General features: G+C 70.4%; 29 protein-coding genes and 1 tRNA gene. 25 read left to right on the plus strand and 5 right to left on the minus strand.

What is annotated here, in order from left to right; genetic code table 11:
* Position 1 precedes the first annotated feature (1 nt).
* Positions 2 to 763: a trans-aconitate 2-methyltransferase gene (locus ACWEN0_RS26605; RefSeq protein ID WP_451978874.1), complete on the plus strand. Its 762-nt coding sequence runs from the start codon at positions 2 to 4 to the stop codon at positions 761 to 763.
* Here ACWEN0_RS26605 and ACWEN0_RS26610 read toward each other — a convergent pair.
* Positions 760 to 972: a hypothetical protein gene (locus tag ACWEN0_RS26610; RefSeq protein WP_143051031.1), complete on the minus strand. Its 213-nt coding sequence runs from the start codon at positions 970 to 972 to the stop codon at positions 760 to 762. The two genes, ACWEN0_RS26605 and ACWEN0_RS26610, sit on opposite strands and share 4 nt — an antisense overlap.
* Before the next feature lie 125 nt (positions 973 to 1,097).
* On the opposite strand from ACWEN0_RS26610, the gene ACWEN0_RS26615 reads away from it, so the two are divergent.
* Both ACWEN0_RS26615 and ACWEN0_RS26620 read left to right on the plus strand, forming a co-directional pair.
* Positions 1,098 to 1,170: transfer RNA gene (locus ACWEN0_RS26615), tRNA-Asn, on the plus strand.
* 227 nt (positions 1,171 to 1,397) lie between these two features.
* Positions 1,398 to 2,342: an AraC family transcriptional regulator N-terminal domain-containing protein gene (locus tag ACWEN0_RS26620; RefSeq protein ID WP_451979048.1), complete on the plus strand. Its 945-nt coding sequence runs from the start codon at positions 1,398 to 1,400 to the stop codon at positions 2,340 to 2,342.
* A gap of 33 nt (positions 2,343 to 2,375) precedes the next feature.
* Here the strand turns inward: ACWEN0_RS26620 and ACWEN0_RS26625 are convergent, their stop codons facing one another.
* The gene (locus ACWEN0_RS26625) at positions 2,376 to 3,098 is read right to left on the minus strand and encodes a type 1 glutamine amidotransferase domain-containing protein (RefSeq protein WP_451978877.1); all 723 of its coding nucleotides are present in this window, start codon (positions 3,096 to 3,098) and stop codon (positions 2,376 to 2,378) included.
* Between the two features lie 244 nt (positions 3,099 to 3,342).
* Between ACWEN0_RS26625 and ACWEN0_RS26630 the strand changes: the two genes are divergently transcribed.
* The 13 genes from ACWEN0_RS26630 to ACWEN0_RS26690 all read left to right on the plus strand — a co-directional run bounded on the left by ACWEN0_RS26630 (position 3,343) and on the right by ACWEN0_RS26690 (position 12,668).
* Positions 3,343 to 4,362, plus strand: a complete 1,020-nt coding sequence (locus tag ACWEN0_RS26630) for a DJ-1/PfpI family protein (RefSeq protein ID WP_451978880.1) — start codon at positions 3,343 to 3,345, stop codon at positions 4,360 to 4,362.
* A complete protein-coding gene (locus ACWEN0_RS26635) occupies positions 4,359 to 4,814 on the plus strand; it encodes a nuclear transport factor 2 family protein (RefSeq protein WP_451978883.1) in 456 nt (151 codons plus the stop codon). The genes ACWEN0_RS26630 and ACWEN0_RS26635 overlap by 4 nt, the downstream gene beginning before the upstream one ends.
* Positions 4,815 to 4,824: 10 nt before the next feature.
* On the plus strand, positions 4,825 to 5,298 hold the full coding sequence (locus ACWEN0_RS26640; RefSeq protein WP_451978886.1) for a nuclear transport factor 2 family protein: 474 nt from the start codon (positions 4,825 to 4,827) through the stop codon (positions 5,296 to 5,298).
* Between the two features lie 14 nt (positions 5,299 to 5,312).
* Entirely contained in the window at positions 5,313 to 6,842 is a 1,530-nt protein-coding gene (locus tag ACWEN0_RS26645) for a toluene monooxygenase (RefSeq protein WP_451978889.1), read from the plus strand.
* A 3-nt stretch (positions 6,843 to 6,845) separates the two neighbouring features.
* Positions 6,846 to 7,148, plus strand: a complete 303-nt coding sequence (locus ACWEN0_RS26650) for a toluene-4-monooxygenase system B family protein (protein ID WP_451978892.1) — start codon at positions 6,846 to 6,848, stop codon at positions 7,146 to 7,148.
* Positions 7,145 to 7,462, plus strand: coding sequence for an MmoB/DmpM family protein (locus ACWEN0_RS26655; RefSeq protein ID WP_451978895.1), 318 nt, complete (start codon positions 7,145 to 7,147; stop codon positions 7,460 to 7,462). Before ACWEN0_RS26650 ends, ACWEN0_RS26655 begins: the two co-directional genes overlap by 4 nt.
* Positions 7,459 to 8,490 carry a toluene hydroxylase gene (locus tag ACWEN0_RS26660; RefSeq protein ID WP_451978898.1) on the plus strand — a complete coding sequence of 344 codons (1,032 nt, stop codon included), beginning with the start codon at positions 7,459 to 7,461 and terminating at the stop codon, positions 8,488 to 8,490. The genes ACWEN0_RS26655 and ACWEN0_RS26660 overlap by 4 nt, the downstream gene beginning before the upstream one ends.
* Entirely contained in the window at positions 8,487 to 8,813 is a 327-nt protein-coding gene (locus ACWEN0_RS26665; RefSeq protein WP_451978901.1) for a Rieske 2Fe-2S domain-containing protein, read from the plus strand. The genes ACWEN0_RS26660 and ACWEN0_RS26665 overlap by 4 nt, the downstream gene beginning before the upstream one ends.
* Positions 8,810 to 10,045 carry an NAD(P)/FAD-dependent oxidoreductase gene (locus tag ACWEN0_RS26670; RefSeq protein ID WP_451978904.1) on the plus strand — a complete coding sequence of 412 codons (1,236 nt, stop codon included), beginning with the start codon at positions 8,810 to 8,812 and terminating at the stop codon, positions 10,043 to 10,045. Before ACWEN0_RS26665 ends, ACWEN0_RS26670 begins: the two co-directional genes overlap by 4 nt.
* Before the next feature lie 30 nt (positions 10,046 to 10,075).
* Positions 10,076 to 10,810 (plus strand): iron-sulfur cluster assembly protein, encoded by a 735-nt coding sequence (locus tag ACWEN0_RS26675; protein ID WP_451978907.1) that lies wholly within the window; start codon positions 10,076 to 10,078, stop codon positions 10,808 to 10,810.
* Positions 10,811 to 10,836: 26 nt separating this feature from the next.
* On the plus strand, positions 10,837 to 11,127 hold the full coding sequence (locus tag ACWEN0_RS26680; protein ID WP_451978910.1) for a putative quinol monooxygenase: 291 nt from the start codon (positions 10,837 to 10,839) through the stop codon (positions 11,125 to 11,127).
* Positions 11,128 to 11,270: 143 nt separating this feature from the next.
* The gene (locus tag ACWEN0_RS26685; protein WP_451978913.1) at positions 11,271 to 12,203 is read left to right on the plus strand and encodes an AraC family transcriptional regulator N-terminal domain-containing protein; all 933 of its coding nucleotides are present in this window, start codon (positions 11,271 to 11,273) and stop codon (positions 12,201 to 12,203) included.
* A 117-nt stretch (positions 12,204 to 12,320) separates the two neighbouring features.
* Positions 12,321 to 12,668 carry an STAS domain-containing protein gene (locus ACWEN0_RS26690; RefSeq protein ID WP_451978916.1) on the plus strand — a complete coding sequence of 116 codons (348 nt, stop codon included), beginning with the start codon at positions 12,321 to 12,323 and terminating at the stop codon, positions 12,666 to 12,668.
* Between the two features lie 76 nt (positions 12,669 to 12,744).
* Here ACWEN0_RS26690 and ACWEN0_RS26695 read toward each other — a convergent pair whose 3' ends face one another.
* Positions 12,745 to 13,017 carry a hypothetical protein gene (locus tag ACWEN0_RS26695; RefSeq protein WP_451978918.1) on the minus strand — a complete coding sequence of 91 codons (273 nt, stop codon included), beginning with the start codon at positions 13,015 to 13,017 and terminating at the stop codon, positions 12,745 to 12,747.
* A 126-nt stretch (positions 13,018 to 13,143) separates the two neighbouring features.
* Entirely contained in the window at positions 13,144 to 13,455 is a 312-nt protein-coding gene (locus ACWEN0_RS26700; protein WP_451978921.1) for an Rv0909 family putative TA system antitoxin, read from the minus strand.
* 414 nt (positions 13,456 to 13,869) lie between these two features.
* Between ACWEN0_RS26700 and ACWEN0_RS26705 the strand changes: the two genes are divergently transcribed.
* Together ACWEN0_RS26705 and ACWEN0_RS26710 are read left to right on the plus strand one after the other, a co-directional pair.
* Complete coding sequence (locus tag ACWEN0_RS26705; RefSeq protein WP_451978924.1) at positions 13,870 to 14,391, plus strand: OmpA family protein; 522 nt, start codon at positions 13,870 to 13,872, stop codon at positions 14,389 to 14,391.
* Positions 14,388 to 15,626 (plus strand): polysaccharide pyruvyl transferase family protein, encoded by a 1,239-nt coding sequence (locus ACWEN0_RS26710; RefSeq protein ID WP_451978926.1) that lies wholly within the window; start codon positions 14,388 to 14,390, stop codon positions 15,624 to 15,626. Before ACWEN0_RS26705 ends, ACWEN0_RS26710 begins: the two co-directional genes overlap by 4 nt.
* Before the next feature lie 3 nt (positions 15,627 to 15,629).
* Here ACWEN0_RS26710 and ACWEN0_RS26715 read toward each other — a convergent pair whose 3' ends face one another.
* Positions 15,630 to 16,340 carry a TetR/AcrR family transcriptional regulator gene (locus ACWEN0_RS26715; protein WP_451978929.1) on the minus strand — a complete coding sequence of 237 codons (711 nt, stop codon included), beginning with the start codon at positions 16,338 to 16,340 and terminating at the stop codon, positions 15,630 to 15,632.
* Between the two features lie 108 nt (positions 16,341 to 16,448).
* Here ACWEN0_RS26715 and ACWEN0_RS26720 point away from each other — a divergent pair, with 108 nt between their 5' ends.
* The 7 genes from ACWEN0_RS26720 to ACWEN0_RS26750 all read left to right on the plus strand — a co-directional run bounded on the left by ACWEN0_RS26720 (position 16,449) and on the right by ACWEN0_RS26750 (position 23,941).
* A complete protein-coding gene (locus tag ACWEN0_RS26720; protein WP_451978932.1) occupies positions 16,449 to 17,255 on the plus strand; it encodes a sigma-70 family RNA polymerase sigma factor in 807 nt (268 codons plus the stop codon).
* Positions 17,252 to 17,410: a hypothetical protein gene (locus ACWEN0_RS26725; protein ID WP_451978935.1), complete on the plus strand. Its 159-nt coding sequence runs from the start codon at positions 17,252 to 17,254 to the stop codon at positions 17,408 to 17,410. The genes ACWEN0_RS26720 and ACWEN0_RS26725 overlap by 4 nt, the downstream gene beginning before the upstream one ends.
* A 295-nt stretch (positions 17,411 to 17,705) precedes the next feature.
* The gene (locus ACWEN0_RS26730) at positions 17,706 to 18,434 is read left to right on the plus strand and encodes a GGDEF domain-containing protein (RefSeq protein WP_451978937.1); all 729 of its coding nucleotides are present in this window, start codon (positions 17,706 to 17,708) and stop codon (positions 18,432 to 18,434) included.
* Positions 18,435 to 18,644: 210 nt separating this feature from the next.
* The gene (locus tag ACWEN0_RS26735; protein ID WP_451978940.1) at positions 18,645 to 19,568 is read left to right on the plus strand and encodes an ABC transporter permease; all 924 of its coding nucleotides are present in this window, start codon (positions 18,645 to 18,647) and stop codon (positions 19,566 to 19,568) included.
* Positions 19,568 to 20,563, plus strand: coding sequence for an ABC transporter permease (locus ACWEN0_RS26740; RefSeq protein WP_451978943.1), 996 nt, complete (start codon positions 19,568 to 19,570; stop codon positions 20,561 to 20,563). The genes ACWEN0_RS26735 and ACWEN0_RS26740 overlap by 1 nt, the downstream gene beginning before the upstream one ends.
* Before the next feature lie 10 nt (positions 20,564 to 20,573).
* The gene (locus tag ACWEN0_RS26745; RefSeq protein ID WP_451978946.1) at positions 20,574 to 22,244 is read left to right on the plus strand and encodes an ABC transporter substrate-binding protein; all 1,671 of its coding nucleotides are present in this window, start codon (positions 20,574 to 20,576) and stop codon (positions 22,242 to 22,244) included.
* Entirely contained in the window at positions 22,241 to 23,941 is a 1,701-nt protein-coding gene (locus tag ACWEN0_RS26750; protein ID WP_451978949.1) for an ABC transporter ATP-binding protein, read from the plus strand. Before ACWEN0_RS26745 ends, ACWEN0_RS26750 begins: the two co-directional genes overlap by 4 nt.
* Positions 23,942 to 23,983: the final 42 nt, after the last annotated feature.

Consider the following 23,983-nt stretch of genomic DNA (forward strand, 5'->3'; position numbering starts at 1 on the left):
CGTGTGGGATCCGGACAAGTACCTCGACTACGCCGACCTGCGGGCCCGGCCGTTCTACGACCTGGTTTCCCGCATCGGCGCCACTGCTCCGCGGCGCGTTGTCGACCTGGGCTGCGGGCCCGGCAACCTGACGGTTTCCCTCCGCGACCGGTGGCCCTCGGCGGCGCTGGAGTGCAGTGACAGTTCACCCGAAATGGTGGTCGCCGCGCGGGCTCGCGGCCTCGACGCGACGGTGCTCGACGTCCGCGACTGGACGCCGGCGCCGGACACCGACGTCGTGGTGTCGAACGCCGTCCTCCAATGGGTGCCGGACCACGACGCGGTACTCCGCCGCTGGGTCTCTTCGCTGCCTTCGGGCGCCTACCTGGCGATCCAGGTGCCGGGCAACTTCGCCGCGCCTTCGCACGCGCTGACCCGGGAGCTGGCGGCGTCCCCGGCCTGGTCGTCCCGGCTCGCGGAGGTGGTCCTGCGCGAGGACGACGCGGTCTCGAGCCCGCTGGAGTACGCGAACCTCCTGGCCGACGCGGGCTGCGGCGTCGACGCCTGGGAAACGACGTACGTCCAGCCGCTGCGGGGGTCGTCACCGGTGCTGAAATGGATCACCGGAACGGCCCTGCGTCCCATCCGGGCGGCGCTGCCGGACGCCGAATGGGAGCAGTTCCGCGCCGAGCTGGCCCCGCGCCTGGCCGCGGCCTACCCGGCCCGCGCCGACGGTACGACGTGGTTCGAGTTCCGCAGGATCTTCTTCGTCGCCCGCGTCTAGCGCCGCACCTTCTCACTGATCTTGGCGCGCGCGACCCCGGCGGCCCCCTGGACCATCGGGTGGTCGACGACCCGGCGGTAGGTGCGCACGAGCTGCTCGTACCGCCCCCGGCCTGCCTTGGCGCCCAGCACGTACCCCAGGCCTGCCCCCAGCAGGAACTTCTTCATCCGCGTCCACGCCTTCCGTCCGTAGGTCGTCCGACTGTCCATTGTCCAGGAAAACGGCCCGAGGGGGGCGGTTGCGCTAAGTGGGGGGTGGGTGCGAGCGGCGGAGCGGGCATGGGCTAAAGTTCTTCTCGTCGGTCGGAGAGACCGGCACCGGAAGTGAGCGACATTCCCCTGTAGCTCAACTGGCAGAGCATTCGGCTGTTAACCGGAGGGTTCTTGGTTCGAGTCCAAGCGGGGGAGCAAAGCCCAGGTCTGTGACCTGGGCTTTTTTGCTGCCCGGGGTAGGGCGGTGCGCCGCGTCGACCGTGGTCGTGACGACCCGTGTGTTCACCAGTCCGCCGAGCAGGCCGTGCGCGAATCCGCAGACAGCCGCCTGGAATCCGCAGTCCCGTGGCACCGGCTGCGGCCTACCGTGGAGATCTGGGCCGACGAGGGTCCACGGACGGGAGGCGAACGACGTGACGGACATGCTCCGGCCCCTCGAAGAACGCCACACAGCAGGTGACCTGATCGCCGAAATCGCGGGCCGCGCGCCCGCACTCGGAGGCAACTCCGGTGGCTGGCCGGGCCTGACCTTCTACCGCTACACGCGGCCCGTCGCCCCGCAGTGGGAAGAGGTGCAGTCCCTGTCGCTGTGCATCGTCGCGCAGGGGCGCAAGTGCGTGGTCGCCGACGGGCGTGCGCACGAGTACGACCCGTTCAACTACCTCGTGCTGAGCGACCGCCAGCACTTCACCGCGGAGATTCTCGAAGCCACCCCGGCCAGGCCGTTCCTTTCGCTCGTGCTGCAGGTGGACCCCGCGCTGGTGCGGCGGGTGTCGGCCGACGTCCTCGACCGGCGGGCCACCACCTTCGACCGGGTGGCCCACAACCAGTCCGAGCGGGCGTTCGTCACCCCGCTGGACTGCACGCTGATGTCGGCCACCCTGCGGTTCCTCCGCGCGACGGGCACCGGCGCGGACCGCCGGGTACTGGCGCCGATCTACCTGGCCGAAATGGTGTACCGGATCCTGCAAGCCGGGCAATATGCGCGGCTGCTGGAGATCGCGGCGTCGGAAGTGGCGCGCAACCCGGTGAGCGAGGTGGTCTCCTACGTGCGGGACAACATGTCCGAGCCGCTTACGGTGAGCGACCTGGCGGAGCGGGTTTCGCTCAGCCCATCGGCGTTTTCGCACCTCTTCCGTGAGGTGACGGGGAAATCGCCGTACCAGTTCGTGAAGGAGATGCGGCTCAACCGCGCGCGCGACCTGTTGATCGAAGGCAGGCTGAGTGTCACGCAGGTGTCGAAGGCGGTCGGCTACGCGAGCGCGTCGCATTTCATCAACGAGTTCCGCGCGCGATTCGGGGCGACCCCGCGCGCGTATTCGGATCTTCGTGCGCTTCGCGTGGAGTTCGACGTCCGGAACGGGTGATGGGGGTGCTCCCGCGGGCACCCCCATCACGGCTCAGCGGACGGTCTCGGCCGGCTTCAGCGCCTTGGCGAGCCGCTCGGCCAGCGGGGCCGACGACGCCGGATTCTGTCCGGTGTAGAGGGTTCCGTCCACGACCACGTGCGGCTCCCACGCGCCGGCGCTCTTCTCGAACTGACCGCCTTCGCCGGCGAGGCGGTCCTCCAGCAGCCACGGTGCCCGGTCGGCGAAGCCGACCTGACCTTCCTCGACGTTGCTGAAGCCGGTCACCCGGCGGCCCGCGAACAGCCACCGGCCGTCGGCGCCGGTCGCCGGCAGCAGCGCCGCCGGCCCGTGGCAGACCGCGGCCACGGGCTTGCCCGCGGCGTCGAACTCCGCGATCAGCCGGCCGAACTCCTTGCTGGCAGCCAGGTCCTCCATCGGCCCGTGTCCACCTGGGACGAACACGAAGTCGAACTCGGCGGGGTCGGCCTCGTTCAGGTCGGCGGGTGCGCCGAGTTCGCTCGCGATGCTGTCGAGGTAGGCGCGGAACCGTTGTCCCGGCTCGGCCGAGCCGCCGTTCATCTCGGGGCTGAAACCGGCCTCGTCGGCCGTGGGGACCACCGCGCCCGGGGTGGCGATCACGAGGTCGAAACCGTGGTCGCGGAAGATCTTGTGCGGCACCGCCAGCTCCTCGGGCCAGAAGCCGCACGGGTGCCGGGTGCCGTCAGCCAGTGTCCAGTGGGCCGAGCCGGATACGGCGAACAGTACGCGCGTCATGGGGGAAGACCTCGCTCTCGAAAGGGATGACTCCGGCACCGCCGGCCGGAAAGGCCGCCCGAACGTAACCGCCGCGGCCGTGCTGTGCGCCGGTTCCCGCACGAATCTTGCAGACCTCGCCCGGAACCCGCACCGGTTGCCGGAATCCGCACATCTTCCGCTGGAATCTTCGATGCGGCCGGGAGTACACGGCAGTTAGCGTCTCGACACGCCCACCGAAACCGCACGTTCACCTGGAGGTCACATGGCGCGCATCGCCTACCTCGTCTCGAGTGCGAAGGAGATCGAACTCGCCGACGGCAGCCGGCACCCCACTGGCTACTTCGCCGAAGAGGCCGTCAAACCGTACGAACGGTTCGTCGACGCCGGAGCCGAGGTCGTGGTGCTGACGCCCGACGGCGAACCGCCGTTCGCCGATCCCTACGGCCTGGAGTCCTTTTTCCACTACCCCGAAGAGGACCAGGACTTCTTCGCGTCCGTGACCCGCACGTTCCACCACGACCCCGACGACATCCGGATCACGCTGCACCAGAACACCGAGCTGGGCCTGGTCGCGGTCCGGCGGATCGCCGAGCGGCTCAAGGCCCGGGGGTTCTCGCCGGTCGAGGCCCACGCACTGGTCAGCAGGGCCGCAAAGATCGCCTGGCGCGAAGACCGGCAGCTGGCCGACGTGATGGTGGACGACGGTCTCGACGGCGGCCTACCCGCGGAGGAGATCCGGGCCGCGGTCGCCGAACTGGACGACGCGAGCCGGCGACTGGCCGCCGACCGCAAGGCGAAGCTGGACGCCATCCCGGGTTTCCGGCAGCCCACCTCGTTGGCGGACCTGAGCGACGAGCAGCTCGCCGAGTTCGACGCCGTGTTCGCGCCGGGCGGGCACGGGCCGATGGTCGACCTCGCCGACAACCCCGACGTGGCAAGGCTGCTGAAGGTGTTGCACGACAAGCAGGCCCCGATCGCCTCGCTGTGCCACGGCCCCGCGCTGCTGCTGTCGGCCCCCGACCGCGAAGACGGGCAGTGGCTCTTCGACGGGTACCGCCTCACCTGCTTCACCGACGAAGAGGAGGACCAGACGGCGCCGGGCAAGCTCGGCCTGCCGTGGTACGTGGACACGGCCCTGAAGAACGCGGGCGCGGTGTTCGACGACGGTCCGCTGGCGTGGGTCTCGCACGTGGTCGTCGACCGGAACCTCATCACCGGCCAGAACCCCGCCTCCACCGAGGCGACGGCCGACGCGCTGCTGAAAGCGGTGGGACAGCGATGAAACTCTTCACCCGCAGGGATCGGACCGAGACCCCCACGCAGGCGGTGTCGGCCTTCCTGACCGCCTTCGGCAGCCGTGACGTCGAGGCCGCACTGTCCGTTGTGGACGATTCCGTGCGCGTGGACATCCACCCGACCGGGCTGCGCGAAGGCGGCGCGGCCGAGCTGCGGGCGTTCCTCACCGAAACGGTCACCGCGTTCCCGGACCTCATCGTGGCGGTCAAGAACCTGATCGAAACCGGCTCCGCGGTCACCGCTGAGCTGAAGGTCGAGGGCACCCAGGCGGCGGGCTACCTCGGCGCGATCAACCAGGAGAAGCACCTCGACGTGGACCAGGCCTGGCGGTTCACCGTCTCCGGTGACCGCATCACCGGCGTCGACGCGTACTGGTGCCAGAACCAGCTGTACCGGCGGCTCGCCGTGAAGCGCCTCGACCAGATCTCGCTCGTGTGAGGGGAATCCGATGACGACAACCGAACCGCGCAGCCGCAGCCGGGAAGCGGCCGGCCGGGTCACCGCCTTCTTCGACGCCTACCGGAGTCACGACGTCGACGCGATGACCGACCTGTGCGCCGACAACGCCGACTTCTTCTACGTGCCGTTCGAACTGTGGGGGAAGCAGCGTGTGCTGCGCGGCGACGGCAAGGTCAAGACGGTCGGCAAGACCATCTGGGTCGGGCTGATCGCCTCGTTCCCCGACCTGTTCGCCGACGTGCACAGCGTCGATGCGAACGACAACGGCGACGTGGTGGTCCGCTGCGACATCGGCGGCACCCAGCAGCTCGCCTGGGGCGCCGCCGAGCCGCGGGGACAGCAGTTCAGCGAGCCGCACCTCTTCATCTTCCACGTCGATGGCGACGGGCTCATCGACCGGATCTCCGCCTACTGGGACGCGGCAGGCATCAACCGCCAGCTCGGCCACCTCGAAGTCGACTGAGAAGGGAAGCACCGATGACGCTGCTGAAGCGGGAAGAGTGGCAGGGGTTCGTCCGCGACGTCGACTGGACCTACGGCTACGTCGACGACGAGGCCGTGTTCCCCGAATGGCACAGCGGCACCGGCAAGGTGCCGCGGGAGGCCTGGCTGGACTGGGAAGAGGACTACAAGGTCACCTACCCCGACTACGTGACGACCCAGCGCGACAAGGAGCAGTCCGCGTACGCGGTCAAGGCCGCGCTCCAGCGCTCGACCACGTTCGACCACCTCGACGAGGGCTGGAAGTCCGCCACCAAGATGCACTTCGGCGGCGTGGCGCTGGTCGAGTACGCGGCCGTGCTCGGCGAACTGAAGATGGCGCGGTTCGGGCTCAACGCGGCCTGGCGCAACATGGCCGCCTTCGGCCAGCTGGACGAGCTGCGGCACGCGCAGATCACCACGTTCTTCGGGCACGAGTTCATCAAGAAGGACCCGCAGTACGACTGGACCCAGAAGACGTTCCACGTGGACAACTGGGTGCCGATCTCGCTGCGGAACCTGTTCGACGGCATGATGATCGCGCCGAACGTGGTGGACCTGGCGATCGCGCTGCCGTTCACCTTCGAAACCGGCTTCACCAACCTGCAGTTCATCGCGCTCTCGGCCGACGCGCTCGAGGCCGGCGACGTGAACTTCGCCAACATGATCTCCTCGATCCAGACCGACGAGGCCCGCCACTCGCAGCAGGGCGGCCCCACGATGGAGATCCTCGTCGAGCACGACCCCGTGCGCGCCCAGTGGATCATCGACAAGAACTTCTGGGGCTCGGCCCGCGCGTTCGCCGCGCTCACCGGCCCGGCGATGGACTACTACACCCCGCTGGAACACCGGAAGCAGTCCTACCGGGAGTTCATGGAGGAGTGGATCGTCGACCAGTTCGTCCACACGATCGAGGACTACGGGCTGAAGAAGCCGTGGTTCTGGGACGAGTTCATGCGCGGCCTCGACACCTGGCACCACGGGCTGCACATGGGCCTGTGGACGTGGCGCCCGACGCTGTGGTGGCGCCCGAAGGCCGCCGTCAGCAAGGACGAGCGCGACTGGCTGCGCGAGAAGTACCCGAACTGGGAGAACGTCTACGGCGACAAGTGGGACGTGATCATCGACAACATCAACGCCAACAACGTCGAGGCCACGCTCCCCGAGACCCTGCCGTGGCTGTGCAGCATGTGCAACCTGCCCTGCTGCAACGCCGAGCAGACCCGGTCCGGCCGCTGGCGCGTCCCGAGCTGGCAGCTGGACTACGACGGCAAGACCCACCACTTCTGCACCAACGCCTGCCGCCAGATCTGGTGGAAGGACCGCGACAACGTCAACCACGAGACGCTGATCGACCGGTTCCTCGCCGGGCAGATCCAGCCGATGGACGTCGGCGGCATCCTCACCCACATGGGCCTCACGCCCGAGGTGATGGGCGACGACCCGGACTACGAGGCCTGGACGAGGGACTACGTCGGCCGTCCCGCGACCGGCCTGGCACTGGCCACCGGCGCCGGGGAGGAGTGAGCCATGCCCGAGACCGTCGAACTGGGTCCTGAGGACCAAGCCCCGCAGCTGGTGCCGCTCAACGCGGTCTTCGCGGACGACTTCGTGCAGCTCCTGGTGCCGGTCACCACGGCGGACACGATCCGGGAGGTGGCGGCCGCGGTCGCCCACCACGTCGAGGGCAAGCGCGTGCGGGCCCGCGACGCCGAGAAGATCGTGTTCCACAAAGGACGGCGGCTGCCGCCGGAGCTGACCGTGGCCGAGGCGGGCATCGGACCGCTGGACCACGTCCGCGTCGAGTACGACCTGCCGGAGGGAGCACGATGAAGAACCCAGTGGGCCCGATCCTGCGGATGGGCGACGAGGTGGAGCAGGTGATCGCGGCGATCGAGGACGACAACCCGGACAAGGAGATCGAAGTCGTCGACCGGGGCGCTTACGTCCGGATCCAGGGTGAGGACCGGGTCGTGCTGACCGAGGACACGCTGCGGCGATACCTCGGCCACGAGTTCGAGATCCGCTCGCTCGAGACCATGATGTCGTCCTTCGCCGGGCGCGTCATCACCACGAGCGGCGCGATCGTCTGGGAACGGATCGCGGCGCGGAAAGCCGCGTCGGCCGGTGAAGGGGTGAGGGCATGACGCAGCCGAAGAAGGCTAGGCCGCGCAAGACGTTCAGCGCGTTCGGCGACATCCGCCGGATGCCGAGCGACTACGAGGTCGTCACGCACGCCCAGAACTGGACGCTGCGCAAGAACCGCACGGGCGCGTTCGAGCAGAACCCGTCCTCGCCGGCCAACCTGTGGTTCCTGACCTACCGCGACAAGTCGCCGTTGCAGGTCGAGGACTGGGACGCCTTCCGCGACCCGGACGCTTTGACGTACAAGACATACGTCACGGTGCAGGCCGAAGCCGAGGCGAAGACCGGTGGCGTGCTCGAGGAGTACGCGGGTTCGGACGCCGCGCTCGCGCCCGGACAGCTGGATCTGCTGACCTCCCTGTTCACCCCGTCGCGCTACCTGCTGCACGGATGTCAGCAGATCCAGGCGTACCTCGGCTACCTGGCCCCGACCTCGTACGTGACCAACACGGCGGGCTTCGCCACGGCCGACTACCTGCGCCGGGTCACGCTGACCGCGTACCGCACCCGCGAGCTGCAGATCGCGCACCCGGACAGCGGTGCCGGCACCGCCGAGCGGCGGCTCTGGGAAACCCTCGACGCCTGGCAGCCGGCCCGGCGCGCGGTGGAGAAGGCACTGGTCAGCTACGACTGGGGTGAGGCGTTCGTCGCGCTGAACCTGGTGCTCGCGCCGACGTTCGACGACGTGCTGGTCCGGCAGTTCAAAGAGGTCTCGCGCGCCAACCGCGACGAAGAGTCGTGGCTGCTGCTGTCGTTCCTGCAGGAGGACAACAACCGGCGCAACCGGTGGAGTTCGGCGCTGGCACGGTTCGCCGTCGAGCAGCGGCCCTCGAACGCCGACGTGCTGCGGCGCTGGATCGACCGCTGGTCGCCGATCGCGGACGCGGCGGCGGCCGGGCTGGGTGAGCTGCTCGAGACCCGACCGGAGCACGGCCGTCCGGCGGGCGAGGTGGCCGCCGGCGCGAAAGCCGCCCGCGAGGCGTTCCACGAGCCGATCTTCGAGCCGGAAGGGATGCGTGCGGCGCGATGAGCGGAGCGGTGACCGGGCAGTGGCAGGAGGCCATGCAGCTCGACGAGCTGTGGGAAGGCGAGATGGCGGGCGTCGAGGTCGGCGGGGAGAAGGTCCTGCTGATGAACATCGACGGTGACGTGCGGGCGTACCGGAACCGCTGCCCGCATCAGGCCTGGGCGCTGGACGAGGGCGATTTCGACGGCGAGACCCTCACCTGCTCCCGGCACCTGTGGGTGTTCGACGCCCGCAGCGGCACCGGCGTGAACCCGGACAACTGCCGGCTCACCTCGTTCCCCTGCCGGGTGGACGACGACGGCACGATCCGGGTGGACCTCGGATGACGACCCGGCGCCGGGTGCTCGTGGGCGGCGGTGTCGCGGCCGCGTCGGCCGCCGCCCACCTGCGCGAACAGGGCTTCGACGGCGACGTCGTGCTGATCGGCGAGGAGAAGGAGGCGCCGTACGAGCGGCCGCCGCTGTCGAAGGAGTTCCTGACGGGGCAGCCGGAACCGGTGCGGCCGTTGACACCGGACTGGTACGCGGCCAACGGCGTCGAGTTGCGGCTCGGCGTCCGCGCCGTGGCCCTCGACGTGGCCGGCCGGAGCGTGGCACTGTCCACAGGGGAGAGTCTGGGTTACGACGACCTGGTGCTGGCCACGGGCGCGCGGTCGCGGCGCCTTCCCGGGTTCGACGGCGAGGGCGTCCACTACCTGCGCACGGCCGCCGACGCCGGACGATTGCGTGCCGAACTGGTGACGGCGCAGCGGATCGCGATCCTGGGCGCCGGGTTCATCGGCTGTGAGGTCGCGGCGTCCGCCACCGCGCTCGGCACCCGGGTCACCCTGTTCGAGCCCGAGCCCGCTCCGCTCGCGCGGGTGCTCGGCACGACCATCGGCGCGGTGCTGATGGACATCCATCGCGAACGTGGCGTGGAAATCCGGGCGGGCGAGCACGTCACGGCCCTCGACCGCGGCCGGCACGGGTTCGTGCTGACCACGAGCCGCGGCGACCGCGTGGAGGCCGATCTGGTGGTGGTCGGCGTCGGCTCACTGCCGAACGTCGAGCTGGGGCAGGACGCCGGGCTTGCCGTGGCGAACGGCGGGCTCGCGGTCGACGAGTTCGGCCGGACGTCGGCGCCGCACGTGTACGCGGCCGGTGACGTCGCGGCCCAGCACCACCCGCGGTACGGCACGCGGATCCGGGTCGAACACCACGACACCGCCGTGCGCCAGGGCGCGAACGTCGCCGCCAACCTGGCCGGCGAGGTGACGCCGTTCGAGGAGGCACACTGGTTCTGGTCCGACCAGTACGAGCACAGCCTGCATTCGACCGGCCGCGTGGGTGCCTTCGATCCGGTGGTGTTCCGCGGCCGGCCGGCTGACCGCAGCTTCTCGGCGTTTTCGCTGGTGGACGGCCGGATTCAGGGTGTCATCTCGCTCAACCGGCCCGGTGACGTGCTCGCGGTCCGCCGGATGCTGTTCGCACCGCACGAGGTGACGGCCGAGCAGCTCGCCGACGAGTCGGTGCCGCTGAAACGGCTGCTACCGCGCACCAGGGCAGCATCCCGGGCCTGAGCCCGCCGAGTTCACCGAGGAGGAACTGTCGTGACGACCCTTGCGGTGCTGGAAACGCTGGCGTCCCAGACGCGGGTGACGGCCGCCGACGCCCGGGCGGCGCTGGCAAGAGTTCGTGGGCTGAGCGTCGTGGACGCGGTCGCGAAGCTGCGGAGGGGGCCCGGTCGGACGTGTGAGCCGGTCGCCCGGGTGCTCGACAAGGCGCTGGCGGAGGCCGGCCGAGCCGGGCTTTCGCCCCGGCAGCTGATCGTGGCCGGCGGTTCCGCCACCCCCGCGGAGCCGATCGTGCGGGTGCGGCGGAAGGCCCACGGCAAGGCCGACTGGATCAGCAGCGAGACAGCCGACGTACGGGTCGAACTGCAACCGGCAGGTGCGTACGAAGCCGCCGCCGTACCGGCGCCCGTCGTGGCCGCGGACGAACCCGTCGCCGAGAGCGCGCCGGCGGACGCGCGGTCGGTTCCGGTGCGGGAGGCGCTGTACGACGTGCTGGACCCCGACCTGGGGGTCAACGTCGTCGACCTGGGGTTCGTGCGCGGCGTGACGGTGGACGAGCACGACGTCGCCACGCTGACCATGACGCTTACCTCACCCGCGTGCCCGCTCACCGGGATCATGGAGGACCAGATCCGGACGGCGCTGCTGGAGGACGCCGCCGTCGTCGCGGACTTCCGGGTGGTGTGGGTCTGGTCCCCGTCGTGGCGGCCGTCGGACATCAGCGAGGACGGGCGGGAACAGTTGCGCGCCATCGGTTTCACCAGGTTCTGAGCAGTTCCGAGCATTGTGGAGGATTCATGGCTTACGTTGTCGTCGCCACCTGGGTCGCGAAGCCGGGGCAGGCGGAGAAGATCCGGCAGGTCCTGGAAACCGTCACGCCCGGCAACCGGGCGGAGGAGAAGATGCTGGAGTTCCAGGCCCACGTGAGCCGGGACGACCCGAACACCTTTGTCCTGTACGAGAAGTACGTCGACGCCTCCGGGTACGCCGACCACCGCACCACCGACGCGTTCAAGAAGCACGTGCAGGGAGAAGCGATCCCGAACCTGGCCGAACGGAGCGTGCGGGAGTTCGAGACCATCGGGTGACGGCTCCGAACGGCCTCGCTTCACTCGTCTGCGGGGCGTAGACTTTTCAGGGCCAAACGGCCGAGAGTCGCCGGAGTATCCGGTGCGGGTTCGTGACGTCGGAGGCAGGCATGGTGCGGTCCGTTCCGCCACTGGAAGATCGGATGACGCCTGGCGACCTGATCTCCGAGCTGGCGGAACGCGCACCGGAGATCGGTGGCAACACCGGCCTGTGGCCGGGGCTGACGATCTACCGCTTCCACGAGCCCACGGCGCCCAGCTGGGAAGAGGTCCAGTCGCTGTCGCTGTGCGTGGTCAGCCAGGGCCGCAAGTGCGTGACCGTGGACGGGCAGCCCTACCGGTACGACCCGTTCAACTACCTGGTGCTGAACAGCCACCTGCACTTCCAGGCCGAGATCCTCGAGGCCAGTGTCACCAAGCCCTTCCTCTCGTTCGTGCTGCAGATCGACCCCGCCGTGGTCCGGCGGGTGTCGGTGGAAATGCTCGAACAGCGGCGCGCGGAAATGCTCGTCGACAGTCCGCCGGACGCGTCGAAGGCGTTCGTCTCGGCGCTGGACTCCGAGCTGATGAGTTCGGTCATCCGGTTCCTGCGGGCGCTGTCCACCGGGCCGGACCGGCGGATCCTGGCGCCGGCGTACCTGCAGGAGATGGTCTACCGCGTGCTGCAGGCCGAGCAGTACGAGCGGCTGCTGGAAATCGCCGCGGCGCAACAGAACCACGATCCGGTCGCGCGGGTCGTCAGGTTCATCCAGGAGAACCTGGCCGAGCCGCTGACCGTCACCGACATGGCGGAGCAGGTGGCGATGAGCCCCTCCGCGCTGACCGCCCTGTTCAGGCAGTCCACCGGGAAGTCGCCGTACCAGTTCGTCAAGGAAATGCGGCTGACCACGGCGCGGGACCTGCTGGTGCGCGGCAACGGCACCGTGGTGTCGGTGTCGCGGGCCGTCGGTTACCCCAGCGCGTCGCACTTCACCAACGAGTTCCGCCGCCGCTTCGGGCTGCCGCCGCGGGCGTACTGCGACCTGAGCACGTTGCGTTCACAGCTGGGCGCGCAGCACACCGGGAACCCGACCTGAGCCCGGCCGCTCACCCGGTCCCGGACGGCTGTTTCACCCCTGACCAGCCTGGGCACCAAGGCCACAGACGATCGATGTCGTCCGGTGACGGCCAGCGACTCATCCGGAGGGATTCTCATGCTCGAGAATGGCCCGTCCGAGTGGATGGACTGCACAGCGCCGGTGGCGAGGGCGACGATCGAGGTCCAGCCCGGACAGGTGGTACTGAGCGGCGAGTTCGACGGGAGCAATCGAGCCGAGGTCGGCGCTGCCTTCGGTGAGGCGGCCTGGGCTTCCGGGGATGTACTGCTGGTCGATATGGCCGAGGTGACCTTCTGCGGCATCGCGCTCCTCCACGCGCTTCTTCGGCTTGACAGGCGGTGCGCCTCGCGCGGCATCGCGATGCGCATCCTGCCGTCACCGGTCGTGCGTCGAGCGCTCGCGATCACCGGAATCGACGGCAGGGTGGCAGTCGCGGACGTGTGACGTCGGTGCTGTCATCGCGCAGTGCTCTCTTCGACCTCCGAGCCCACGTGCAGCCAGGCGATCAGTGCGCCGGCAGTCAGTACTTTGCTTGAATCCGTTCCGACGCGGCGGGAGTGCTTGCGGCGTCGGCGAACGTTCGGTGGTGCGCGAGAGCGGCGACCGCGAAGGCCAGGTGGACCACTGCCCAGGCGTGGTCTCGACGGTGCAACACCTGCAGGAGGTCGAGTGTGGCGTCGTTCGGGCTGCGGCCTTGCCGGCGGGCCGTGGCTGTCTGGCGGATCAGCTCGTCGAGGTTTCGCTGGAACTCATTGAAGGGTTCCGCTTTCCGGGTGCGGGGATCGTGAAGCATGTGACCGAGGGTGACATGGTTCTCGGGTCGGTCCTGGGCGCGACGCGCCACAACCCCCCGCCCGGGGGGTAAGCCGGCTGACGCGGCGTATGCGGTATGGCGTCCGAACAGTCCGCCGGCGGTGACTCAACCGCCGTAGCCGCGGTCGGTGTCGGTCTCGTATTCCTCTTCCGAGGACGAAATGCTGTCGGCGGCGGCGTGGCGACCGTAATCGCCGCCGTGGGGCCGGCCGGAGTCGTCGTCTGCCGTGCTGTCGCCGTCTCGATGCCCGCTCGGTTGCTCGTCGCGGGATTCGTTGCCGAGAAAGCTCTTTGCCCGGTCGGCGACTTCGTCGATCTTGTCGGCGTGATCGCCGAATCGGGATTTCGCAAACTCGGCGGCCTGGTCGACGTTGTCGCCGTTGGCGACGTTCTTGAGATCGTCGAAGTCGATGCCCATGGGAACTCCTCGAGTTTTTGGCGTGGTTGGCGCGCTCCATCAAAGTTGGTCGGCGTCGGTGCGCAACTTGAACCCGTTGGCAGGGTGAAGGGTGTGGCCGGTGGTAGGTGATCGGTGCCGTCGAAGCTATGCTGTCGCGCTTTTCCGCGGTAGCCGGGTGTTGTTCATCTCGCGTTCGACTGGGACGAGAACCGCGATGATCCCTCACGTGGGTGGATCTCCGGTTGCCGGCCGAGTCACGGGCAGGACCCGTTGCGGGTGCGAGGTTTTCCTGGTGGGGGCGTCGCCGCCGGAGAATCGGTGGCGTCCGATTGCGCCGCTGTGCCTTCCGTTCGTGGTTGCCGCCGCGGTCCCGGCGTGTTCGTATCCCTGGCATCAGCCGACGCGAAGCGAAAGTAAAGGGAGTTTACCTTCATGCGCAGCACAATTGCCCGAACGGCGGCGGGAATGGCCATCGTGGCGTGCTCGGTCACCGCGTGCGGCTCAGGTGGCACGGGCAGTACGGCCTCGTCCGGCCCGGACCTCAGCTCGTCCGGCGGCACGGCCTCGTCGTCGGGCGCCGGCGCGCCGAATTCGCCCGGCCAGGGCGCCGGAGACGCGGCCCAGCAGGTGACCGCGTCGATCGCGCAGGCGCTGCAGCAGTCGCCGATCACGTTCACGCCGGAGAAGGCCGAGCTGACCGCGCAGGCGTCGCAGGCGCTCGGCGAGATCGCCAAGGCGCTGCAGGGAAACCAGGTGAAGATCAGCGTCGCCACCCACGCGGGTTACCCCGACGCGGACAAGGCGAAGACGCTGTCCGAGAAACGCGCCGAGGCGATCGCCTCGGCCCTCGAAGGGCTCGGCGTCGGCAAGGACCGGGTCGCGCAGGACGCGTCCGGCAACGAAAAGGCGCAGGGCGATCAGGCGTTGGACACGCAGATCAGCGTCACGCAGTGACGTTGGGCAACGGGGTCGGCTGGTTCCGGCCGGCCACCTCGGCGCTGCCGAGCGGCGCGCGCCGCGTGCTCTACCTCGTCGGGCCCAGCGGCTACCCCAACTTCGGCGACGAGCTGATCGCCGCGACGTGGCTGCGCCACCTGGCCAGGACCGAACCCGACGCCGACGTCTGGCTCGACACCCATTCCCCCGGGCCCGCCCAGCTGCTGCTCGGCGTGCTGCATCCCCGGCTGCGGTGCACGGACACCTTGTGGCGGCTGTGCGCGGAAGCACCGTCGGACGAGCCGGCGGACGTGGTGGACTGGGTGCGGGCGGCCGTGGGCGACCCCGGGCTCGCCCCGAGGTGGGACGCCGGCATCGAGCTGCTCGGCCGGACCGACGTGCTGCACCTGATCGGCGGCGGCTACCTGAACGCGTTGTGGCCCCGGCACCTCGGGCTGGTCGCCGGAGTTGCCGCCGCCGCCCGGCGGTCCGGCGCCCGCACCGCCATGACCGGCCAGGGCCTCGTGCCGGTCCTGCCCGGCGTGACCGGACTTTTCCGGTCGCTGTCCGACGAGTTCGATGTGGCCGACGCGCGCGACGCCCCGTCGGCGGACCTGCTGAACCGGGGTGCGTGCACGTGCGACGACGTCTTTCTCGAGCTGCCCGCACCGATGCCCGGCCGGGAGCCGCGGGAGTTCGTGGTGTGCGTGCAGTCCGACATCGGCGCCGCCGCACCGGACGTGCTGGCCACCCGGCTGCTGGACGTCCTGCGGGCCTGGGACGTCGATCCGCGGCGGCTGGCGGTCGTCGAAGGCATCCCGCGGGTGGACCGCACCGTCCCGGCCCTCCTGGAAGCCGAACTCGACGGTGCCGAGTTCCACCCGTTCCGCGACGTCTGGCGGCACGGCCTGCCCGTGGCGCCGGGGCAGTCCTGGATTTCCAGCCGGTACCACATGCACCTGCTCGCGGCCGCCGGCGGCGCGAACGGTCTGGCCGTGAGCGTCTCCCGCGGCTACTACACCCCCAAGCACCGCAGCCTGATCGACCTCGGCTCGGGCTGGCGCCTTTCGGGTACGGACGACGGCCCGCCGGCGCGGCCCGAAGGTGGCGGGTTCCCACCGAATGTCCTGCGTCGATGCCGTGTCCTCAAGCGCTCGGTCGCCGAGTCGGTCTACGGCACCGATTCCCTCACCTCGACCGAACCGGTCCCCACCTCGCTGGCGCGCCGGCTGACCCAGCGCTCCCGCCGGTGAGGGTCACGCCCGGGAGGCCGGCTGCTCCCGGGGCGGGGACGGCAACGGCTGGTGCGGGTCGAGCTCGATCCCGCCGGCGCGGAGCGAGTCGTCGAGAATGCGCCAGATCCAGCGGGTGAGCAGATCGGTGAGCTGGGCCCGCGTGATGCCCCGCGGGCTTTCGAGCCATTGCGCGGCGCAGGAGTCCACCAGACCGACGACCCCGAAGGAAATGACATCGGCGATGCGCGCGTCCAGCCGGAACGCGGTCAAGTAGAACTCGAACACCTGGGTCAGCTGGCGGGCGATGACGGTTTTGACGTCGGCGACGGCGTCCTGGCCCTCGGTCCGCCCGATCTGGGAATGCCGGGTCAGGTAGCGGTAGAGGTTGCCGTGTTCGGCGAGCCAGCCGGTGTGCGCGTCGACCGCGACGGCGATCATCTGAAGGGCGCTCCCGTGCGGTTCCCAGATCGGCTGCAGCGCGGTGGTGATGAGTTCGGTCGCGCGGTCGGCGATCGCCCGCTTCAGGTCGCCGGCGTCGTCGAAGTGTTTGTACAGCTGAGGACGGGCCACGCCCGCCGCGTCCGCGATGTGCCCCGTGGACACGTCGGGGCCGTGCTCGGCGATCGCCCGCAGCGCGGCGTCGATGAACTCGCGACGCCGGCGTTCACGCTGCCCCGCCCAGCGGGCGGCGCGGCCGTCGCCGGGGCCCGCGGGCGCTGAAGGGGACGTCACGGCAGGGACCCTACCGGGGAGCAGGTAGGGGCTACGTCACTGTATCTGTTACTTTTGGTCCCGGCTTATCACGGAGAGTGCCCGGTTTCGGGTGAATCGGAGAACGCGATGGCGGATGCGGTGGACGATGGCGGCCCTTCGGACGCTCGGCTGATCGCCGAGTTCCGCCGGGGAGACGCCCGAGCGGGTGAACTGCTCTTCCGCCGGCACGCCGGGCCCCTGCGCCGGGTCGCCGTGGGCTGGGCCGCCCAGCCGGCCGAACTCGACGACCTGGTGGCGGAGGCGTTCACCTGCGTCCTCGCGGTGCTTCGCGCCGGAGGCGGGCCGCGCGAGAACCTCCGTCCGTACCTCGTCGTGACGATGCGCAACCTGGCTGCCCGGTGGAGCCGGCACCGATTCCGGACCGAGCCCCGTGCGGTGGTCCCGGAGAACGCGAGCGCCGCCGGTGCCGACGACCTGGTCCTGCGGCGCTCGACCGATGAGCTGGTCAGGTCGGCGTTCCACACCCTGCCGGTCCGGTGGCGGATGGTGTTGTGGAGCACCGTCGCCGAAGGGCACACGACGGCCGAGCTGGCCCCCGTGCTGGGGGTCTCGCCCAACGGGGTCGCCGCGCTGCTCAGCCGGGCCCGCGAAGGGTTGCGGCAGGCCTACCTCCAAGCCCAGCAGTTGCCCAAGACGGGGGAGCGGTCCTGTGCCGAGTCGCGACCTCACCTCGGCTCGTGGCTCAGGGGCGAGCTCCCGGAGCGTCGTGCCGAACTGGTCGCCGCGCATGTCGCCGTCTGCGTGACCTGCCGAGCGGCCGTGGACGCGATCGATCGTGCCCCGCGGCGTGCGCGCCGGACCGGCGGCGTCTCCGGGCCCGGCATCGAGCGCCGCCCGCCGAGCGGGGCCGCGACCCGACGGAATCGTCGATGAACGATCCGGCGGCCGGCTCGGCCACCCCGATTTTCGACACCCTCATCGCGGAGATCCGCGTGCCCTGGCCGCATCCCGCCACCGGTGCGCTCGACGCCGAACCCGCCGCGAGCCTTCCCGACAGCCCGGAGCCGCAGGCGGCTACCGGCTGTTGAGCCGGCCCGGTTCCGTCACCAGTTCGAGACGCATAGCCCGGGTGGGTTAGCTCATCCGGCGGGCCCGGCGACCGCACCGCGTCACGGCCGGCACCCCGTCCGGTCCCACCATCGACACCAACGCGTGGACGAGGCACGTTGTCACGAACTGTGACGGCCTGGAGGGGCGGATCCAGTGGGCGACCGAGATCACGTCGGCGGGACCGAGGGAGTCGTGCTGAGACTGCGCAACCGCTGGCGGATAGCGAGTATCACCAGCGGGTGGCGGTATCCGAGCGACTGGGCGGTACCCGAGGTGGACACCGTGTGCGGCGCGGCGCTGTTCGACGGCGACCTGACCACGGCGTTGACCCTGCTTGGCGGATCGCGAGCGCAGACGGGCGCCGGGCTGGACGAGACGCTCTACGACGTTGCCGCGCTCCACGCGGTCCTGGACCGCGAGTCCGACTCCGACGGGCTGGTCTCGGCGGACCCTCACGCGGCGCCCTTCCCGATGCTCCGCGCCGCCGCGATCGGCTGGGCCGACGTCGCGAGCGGGGCCTGCGGCCACGCGACGACGGAATCGTCCAGCGGTCTGGCCACGGAGTCGTACCTGCGGACCAGGATGGGCGAGGTGTACCAGCGATCCGCGCGGGCTGACCGCGGCGTGCCGGAGACATTGGTGCTGCTGGTGATCGGACTCGACCTGTCGCAGGTGACCGGCTGGTCCCGGCCGATGGCGATGGCCCTGGTTGCCGACGTGCTGCGCGGCGTCTTCGACGGCGGGGAAACCACAGCCGCGTTGGGCCGGTCCGCCGCGGTGGTGCTCGCCGAGCGGGACGCCGGTACGAGCCGTCGCATCCGGCACGCACGCCGCCGGATCGCGGATCGGTTCTCCCGTGACCCGCAGCTGGCCACCGCCCACGCAGACGTCCGGCTGCACCGGCTGCCGGAAACCCTGGCCGCGGCGCACGGCTTGCTGGACCACCTCGCGGGCCGTGCGACCGGTGCCGGGGACGTGCGGCAAGAACGTGGCTCACGATGAGACTTCGGACTCGCCGGCCGTGCAGCCTGAACCACTTCGGCGTCCACAGCCTGGAAACGGCTCTGACAAAACCCCGCCAATCGCCGCGCTTGCGGCGAATTCGGGCGCGATGGACGTGAGTTGCCGTCCACATGATGAGACGGTGGATCGATCACCGAAAAACTTCATAGGGTCCGGTCGTCACTCGAACGGCTGAACCCTTGAGGTGCTGTGTCCACCCCCTCGCTCCCGCCACTCGCGGCGCGCTCGCTGCCCGCCGCCGTGTGGCGTGCCGTCCGGACCGGGCGGTGGACGCCGGTCTGCGCGGTGCTGATCGTCGTCATCCTGCTGCTCGCCGCCGGCGCCGACCTGTTCGTCCTGGCCGAAGGGCAGGGCCTCGCCCCGGACATCGCCACCCTCGGCCCGACCGGGCTGCCCGCCGGCGCGCTCGGCGGCGTCAGCGGTGCCCACTGGTTCGGGGTGGAACCGCTGACCGGGGTCGACCTCTTCGCGCTCGTCGCCCACGGCGCCCGCACGTCCCTGCTCGTCGGGCTGGGCGCCACCGCGCTGGGCACGGTGCTCGGCGTCGTGATCGGGGTCAGCGCCGGCTACCTCGGCGGCTGGTGGGACCGGCTGGTCACCTGGACCGCCGACGTCATCCTCGGCTTCCCCTACCTGATCTTCATGATCGCCCTGGGCGCGGTCCTGCCGGTCGACTTCCCCCGCCAGATCACGCTGGTCGTCGTGCTCGGGCTCTTCGGCTGGCCCCGCATCGCACGCATCGTGCGGGCCCAGACCCTGACACTCGCGAAGCGCGACTTCGTCGCCGCGGCCCGGGTCGTCGGCGGCGGGCCGTGGCACGTGTTCACCAAGGAGCTGCTGCCGAACCTCTGGGCGCCGATCATCGTCGTCGCCAGCCTGACCATCCCGTCGATGATCGGCAACGAGGCCGCGCTGTCGTTCCTCGGCGTCGGCGTCCTGCCGCCGACGCCCAGCTGGGGCCGCACGATCAGCGCGGCCATCGACTTCTTCGAAACGGACCCGATGTACCTCGTCTTCCCCGGGGCGATGCTGTTCCTCATCACGCTGGCGTTCAACGTCGTCGGCGACGCCGTCCGCGACGCGCTCGACCCGCGCTCCGGCGGTGCTGCCTGATGCGCACCGCCCGGTTCGTGGTCACCCGGTTCGCCGGGATGCTGCTCGTCCTGTTCGTCGTCGCCTTCGTGACGTTCGTGGTGTTCTACGTCCTGCCCGCCGACCCGGCACGGATGGCCTGCGGCCGCCCGTGCTCGCCCGAGGGCCTGCAGCTGGCGCGGGAGTTCATGGGCTACGACGTCCCGTGGTACCACCAGTTCCTCGACTTCCTCGGCGGCATCTTCGGCGGCCGCACGTTCGGCACCGGCGCCGCGGCCGTCCACTGCACCGCGCCCTGCTTCGGCTGGGACTTCCAGAACAACGTCGACGTGCTGAGCGAGATCGGCGGCCGGATCGAGGTCAGCTTCTCGGTCGCCCTCGGCGCGGCGGCGATCTGGATCGTCCTCGGGGTCGGTCTCGGCGTGCTTTCGGCCCTGCGGCGCGGAACCGCCGTGGACCGGATCACCATGGCCGCCGCGATGACCGGGGTGTCCATGCCCGCCTACCTCGCCGGGATGATCGGCATCACGATCTTCGCGTTCGCGCTCGACGTCGTCCCGAAGAACGGGTACGTGCCGCTGACCGAAAACCCGGCCCAGTGGGCGTGGCACCTCGTGCTGCCGTGGTGCGTGCTGGCGTTCCTGCACGCCGCGATCTACGCGCGGCTCACCCGCGGCCAGATGCTCGAAACCCTCGGCGAGGACTACATCCGCACCGCGCGGGCGAAAGGGCTCACCGAGCGGAAGGTCGTGGGCCGGCACGCGCTGCGCAACGTCCTGCTGCCGGTCATCACGGTGTTCGGCGTGGACCTCGGCGCACTGCTGGCCGGAACCGTGATCACCGAGCGGATCTTCGGCATGGCCGGCGTCGGACGGCTGCTCGTCGACGCCATCGCCTCGCTCAACCTGCCGGTCCTGCTGGGCGTGACGCTGTTCTCGGCCCTGCTGGTCACCGTCCTGAACTTCCTGGTCGATCTCTGCTACGGCGCGCTCGATCCGCGGGCTCGCCTCGTCTGAAGGGGAAACGATGAAGAAGCTGCGGTTCGCCGCGGGGGTGCTGGCCGCCCTCACGCTGCTGACGGCGTGCGGCGCCAACGACGCACCCACCGGGCAGGGCGGCACCGTCAAGCCGGGCGGGAACCTCGTCCTGCTCGACGACGCGCCGTCGATCACCTGGGACCCGGCGAAGAGCTCGAACCTCGTCGTCACGACGCTCGGGCTGATCCACCGGCGGCTGACGTCGTGGGACGTCGCGCCGGGCAAGGACACCACGATCGTGCCGGACCTGGCCACCGACACCGGGAAGGCCACCGACGGCGGCAAGACGTGGACGTTCACCCTCAAGGACGGCCTGAAGTACGCCGACGGCACCGCCATCACCTCGGCGGACGTCAAGTGGGGCCTCGAGCGTTCGTTCGCGCCCGCGTTCTCCGGCGGCCTGGCCTACCACAAGGACCTGCTCTCGCCGGGCCTGGCGTACAAGGGCCCGTTCGACGGCAAGGAACTCGACACCATCCAGACGCCGGACCCGAAGACCATCGTGTTCCACCTCGCCCGCGCCTACGGCGACTTCAACTGGGTCGCCAGCACGCCGGCGTTCTCGCCGGTGCCCAAGGGCAAGGGCGCCGACGCGAACTACGGTGACCACCCGGTCGCGTCCGGCCCGTACCAGCTGCAGAGCTACGAGCGCGGCAAGTCGGCGAAGCTGGTGCGCAACCCGAACTGGAACCGCGACGAGGACACCACGCGCAAGGCGTACGCGGACACCATCGACTTCGAGCTCGGCCAGGACACCAGCGTCATCTCCAAGCGGCTGATCGACGACACCGGCAAGGACCGCAACGCCTTCGGCATGTCGTTCGCCTCGCCCGCCCAGCTGGCGCAGATCCAGGGCAACGCGTCGGCGAAGTCGCGGCTGGTGACGTCGGAATCCGGGGCACTGGCCTACCTTTCACTGAACACCCAGCGCGGCAACCTCACCAACCCCAAGGTGCGCCAGGCGTTCCAGTACGCCGTCGACAAGGCCGCCTACCAGGTCGCCAGCGCGGGCAGCGCCCAGCTGGCCGGGGACGTCGCCACCACGCTCATCACGCCGGGCCTGCAGGGCCGCGAGCAGTACGACCTGTACCCGGCACCGCCGTCCGGCGATCCGGCGAAGGCCAAGCAGCTGCTCGCCGAGGCCGGGTTCCCGAACGGGCTCGACGGGCTGGTCCTGGCCACGCACAACGAAAACGGCTACCCGGAGAAGGCCGCGGCGATCCAGGCGTCGCTCGCGCGGGCGAACATCAAGGTCACGATCAAGCCGCTCGACGAGGACACCTACACGTCCGAAGTGGACACCAAGGGCCTGTCCGACTACGACCTGACGCTCACCTCGTGGCAGCCGGACATCCCGTCGGCCAACGCGAACATCCAGCCGCTGTTCCAGTCGACCGAGATCGGCAACGGCGGGTACAACGAGTCCCGCTACGACAACCCCGAGGTCGACAAGCTCATCGGCGAGGCACAGGCCACTGTGGACCCGGCCGACGCCGGCAAGAAGTGGGCGGCGCTGGACAAGAAGATCCTCGCCGACTCGCCGGTCGTACCGCTGATCTACACCCGCAACTCGTTCCTGCACGGGTCGCAGGTCGGCGGCGTCCAGATCGGACGGTTCCCGGCCTACGTCGACTACCGCAAGTTCGGGATCCTCCAGTGAGCGGAGCCGGGCTCCTGCGGCTGCACGACGTCGCGATCTCGTTCGGGGACGTCGAAGCCGTCCGCGGGGTCGGCTACGAGGTCCACGCGGGCGAAGTCGTCGCGGTGGTCGGGGAGTCCGGCTCGGGCAAGACGGTCACCGCGATGTCCCTGCTCGGCCTGCTCCCGCCCACGGCCCGCGTGACGGGCCGAGCGGAGCTGGCCGGGCGGGACCTCTACGCGATGACCCCGGCCGAGCTGCGCGCGGTGCGCGGCGGCGAGGTCGGCATGGTGTTCCAGGAGCCGATGAGCGCGTTGAACCCGGTGTTCACCGTCGGCGACCAGCTCGTCGAGGCGATCCGCACCCATCGGAGCGTGCCCGCCGCCGCGGCCCGGGACCGCGCGATCGAGCTGTTCGGCCTGGTCGGGCTGCCCGCACCGGCCGAGCGGTTCCGGTCGTACCCGCACGAGCTGTCCGGTGGGCAGCTGCAGCGCGTCGTCATCGCGATGGCGGTGGCGAACGAGCCGAAGCTGCTGATCGCCGACGAGCCGACCACGGCCCTGGACGTCACCGTGCAGGCCGAGATCCTCGAGCTCCTGCGCGACCTGCGGGAACGGCTGGGCACGGCGATCCTGCTGATCACCCACGACATGGGCGTGGTCGCCGACCTCGCCGACCGGGTGGTGGTGATGCACGACGGCCGCGTCGTCGAACAGGGCGACGTCCGGTCCGTGTTCACCGCGCCGGCGCAGGAGTACACGCGGCAGCTGCTCGGTTCCGTGGTCTCGCTGGGCGCGGCCGCCACGACCGGGCTCGAGCGGGCGATCACGGCCGAGGCCGAAGTGTCCCCGGGGCACGTGGTGGCGGGGGAGCACCCCGCGGCCGAGCCCGTCCCGGCCGACGCGGCGCTGCTGCGGGTCGAGAACCTCTCGGTCACCTACCGCGGCCGGTTCCGGGCGCACGCCGTCCACGCCGCGAACGGCGTGCACCTGTCGGTCGAGCCGGGCGAGATCCTCGGCCTGGTCGGGGAATCCGGGTCGGGCAAGAGCACGGTGGCCCGGGCGGTCACCGGCCTGCTCGCCCCGACCACCGGCGCGGTCCGCATCGGGGGCACCGACATCACGCGGGTGCGCGGGCGGGGAGCGAAGGCGCTCCGGCGGCGCATCGGTGTCGTGTTCCAGGACCCGCTGTCGTCGCTCAACCCGCGCACGACGGTGGGCGAGAGCGTCGCGACACCGCTGCGGCTGCACCGGGCCGTCCGGCCGTCCGAAGTGGACGGTCGGGTCGCGGAGCTGCTCGACGCGGTGCAGCTGTCGCCTTCGCTGGCCGCCCGGTACCCGCACGAGCTCTCGGGCGGCCAGCGCCAGCGGGCCTGCATCGCCCGGGCGCTGGCGTTGCGGCCCGACCTGCTCGTCGCCGACGAGCCGACCAGCGCCCTCGACGTCACGATCCAGGCCCGGATCCTCGACCTGCTGCGCGAGCTGCAGCGCGAGTTCGGGTTCGCGTGCCTGTTCATCAGCCACGACCTCGCGGTGATCGAGCAGCTGGCCGGCCGGGTCGCGGTGATGCACCGCGGCCAGGTCGTCGAGCAGGGGCCGGCGAAGGAGGTGCTGACCGCACCGGCGCACCCCTACACCCAGCGCCTGCTTTCGGCGGCGCCGGTCGCCGACCCCGAGGCCCAGCACCGCCGCCGCGAAGCCTGGCGGCAGCTGCGCTAGGCGCGGTGCGGGTGCTCGTGCAGGGTCGTGCCTACGTGCTCG

The organism is Amycolatopsis sp. NPDC004378 (assembly GCF_053602455.1).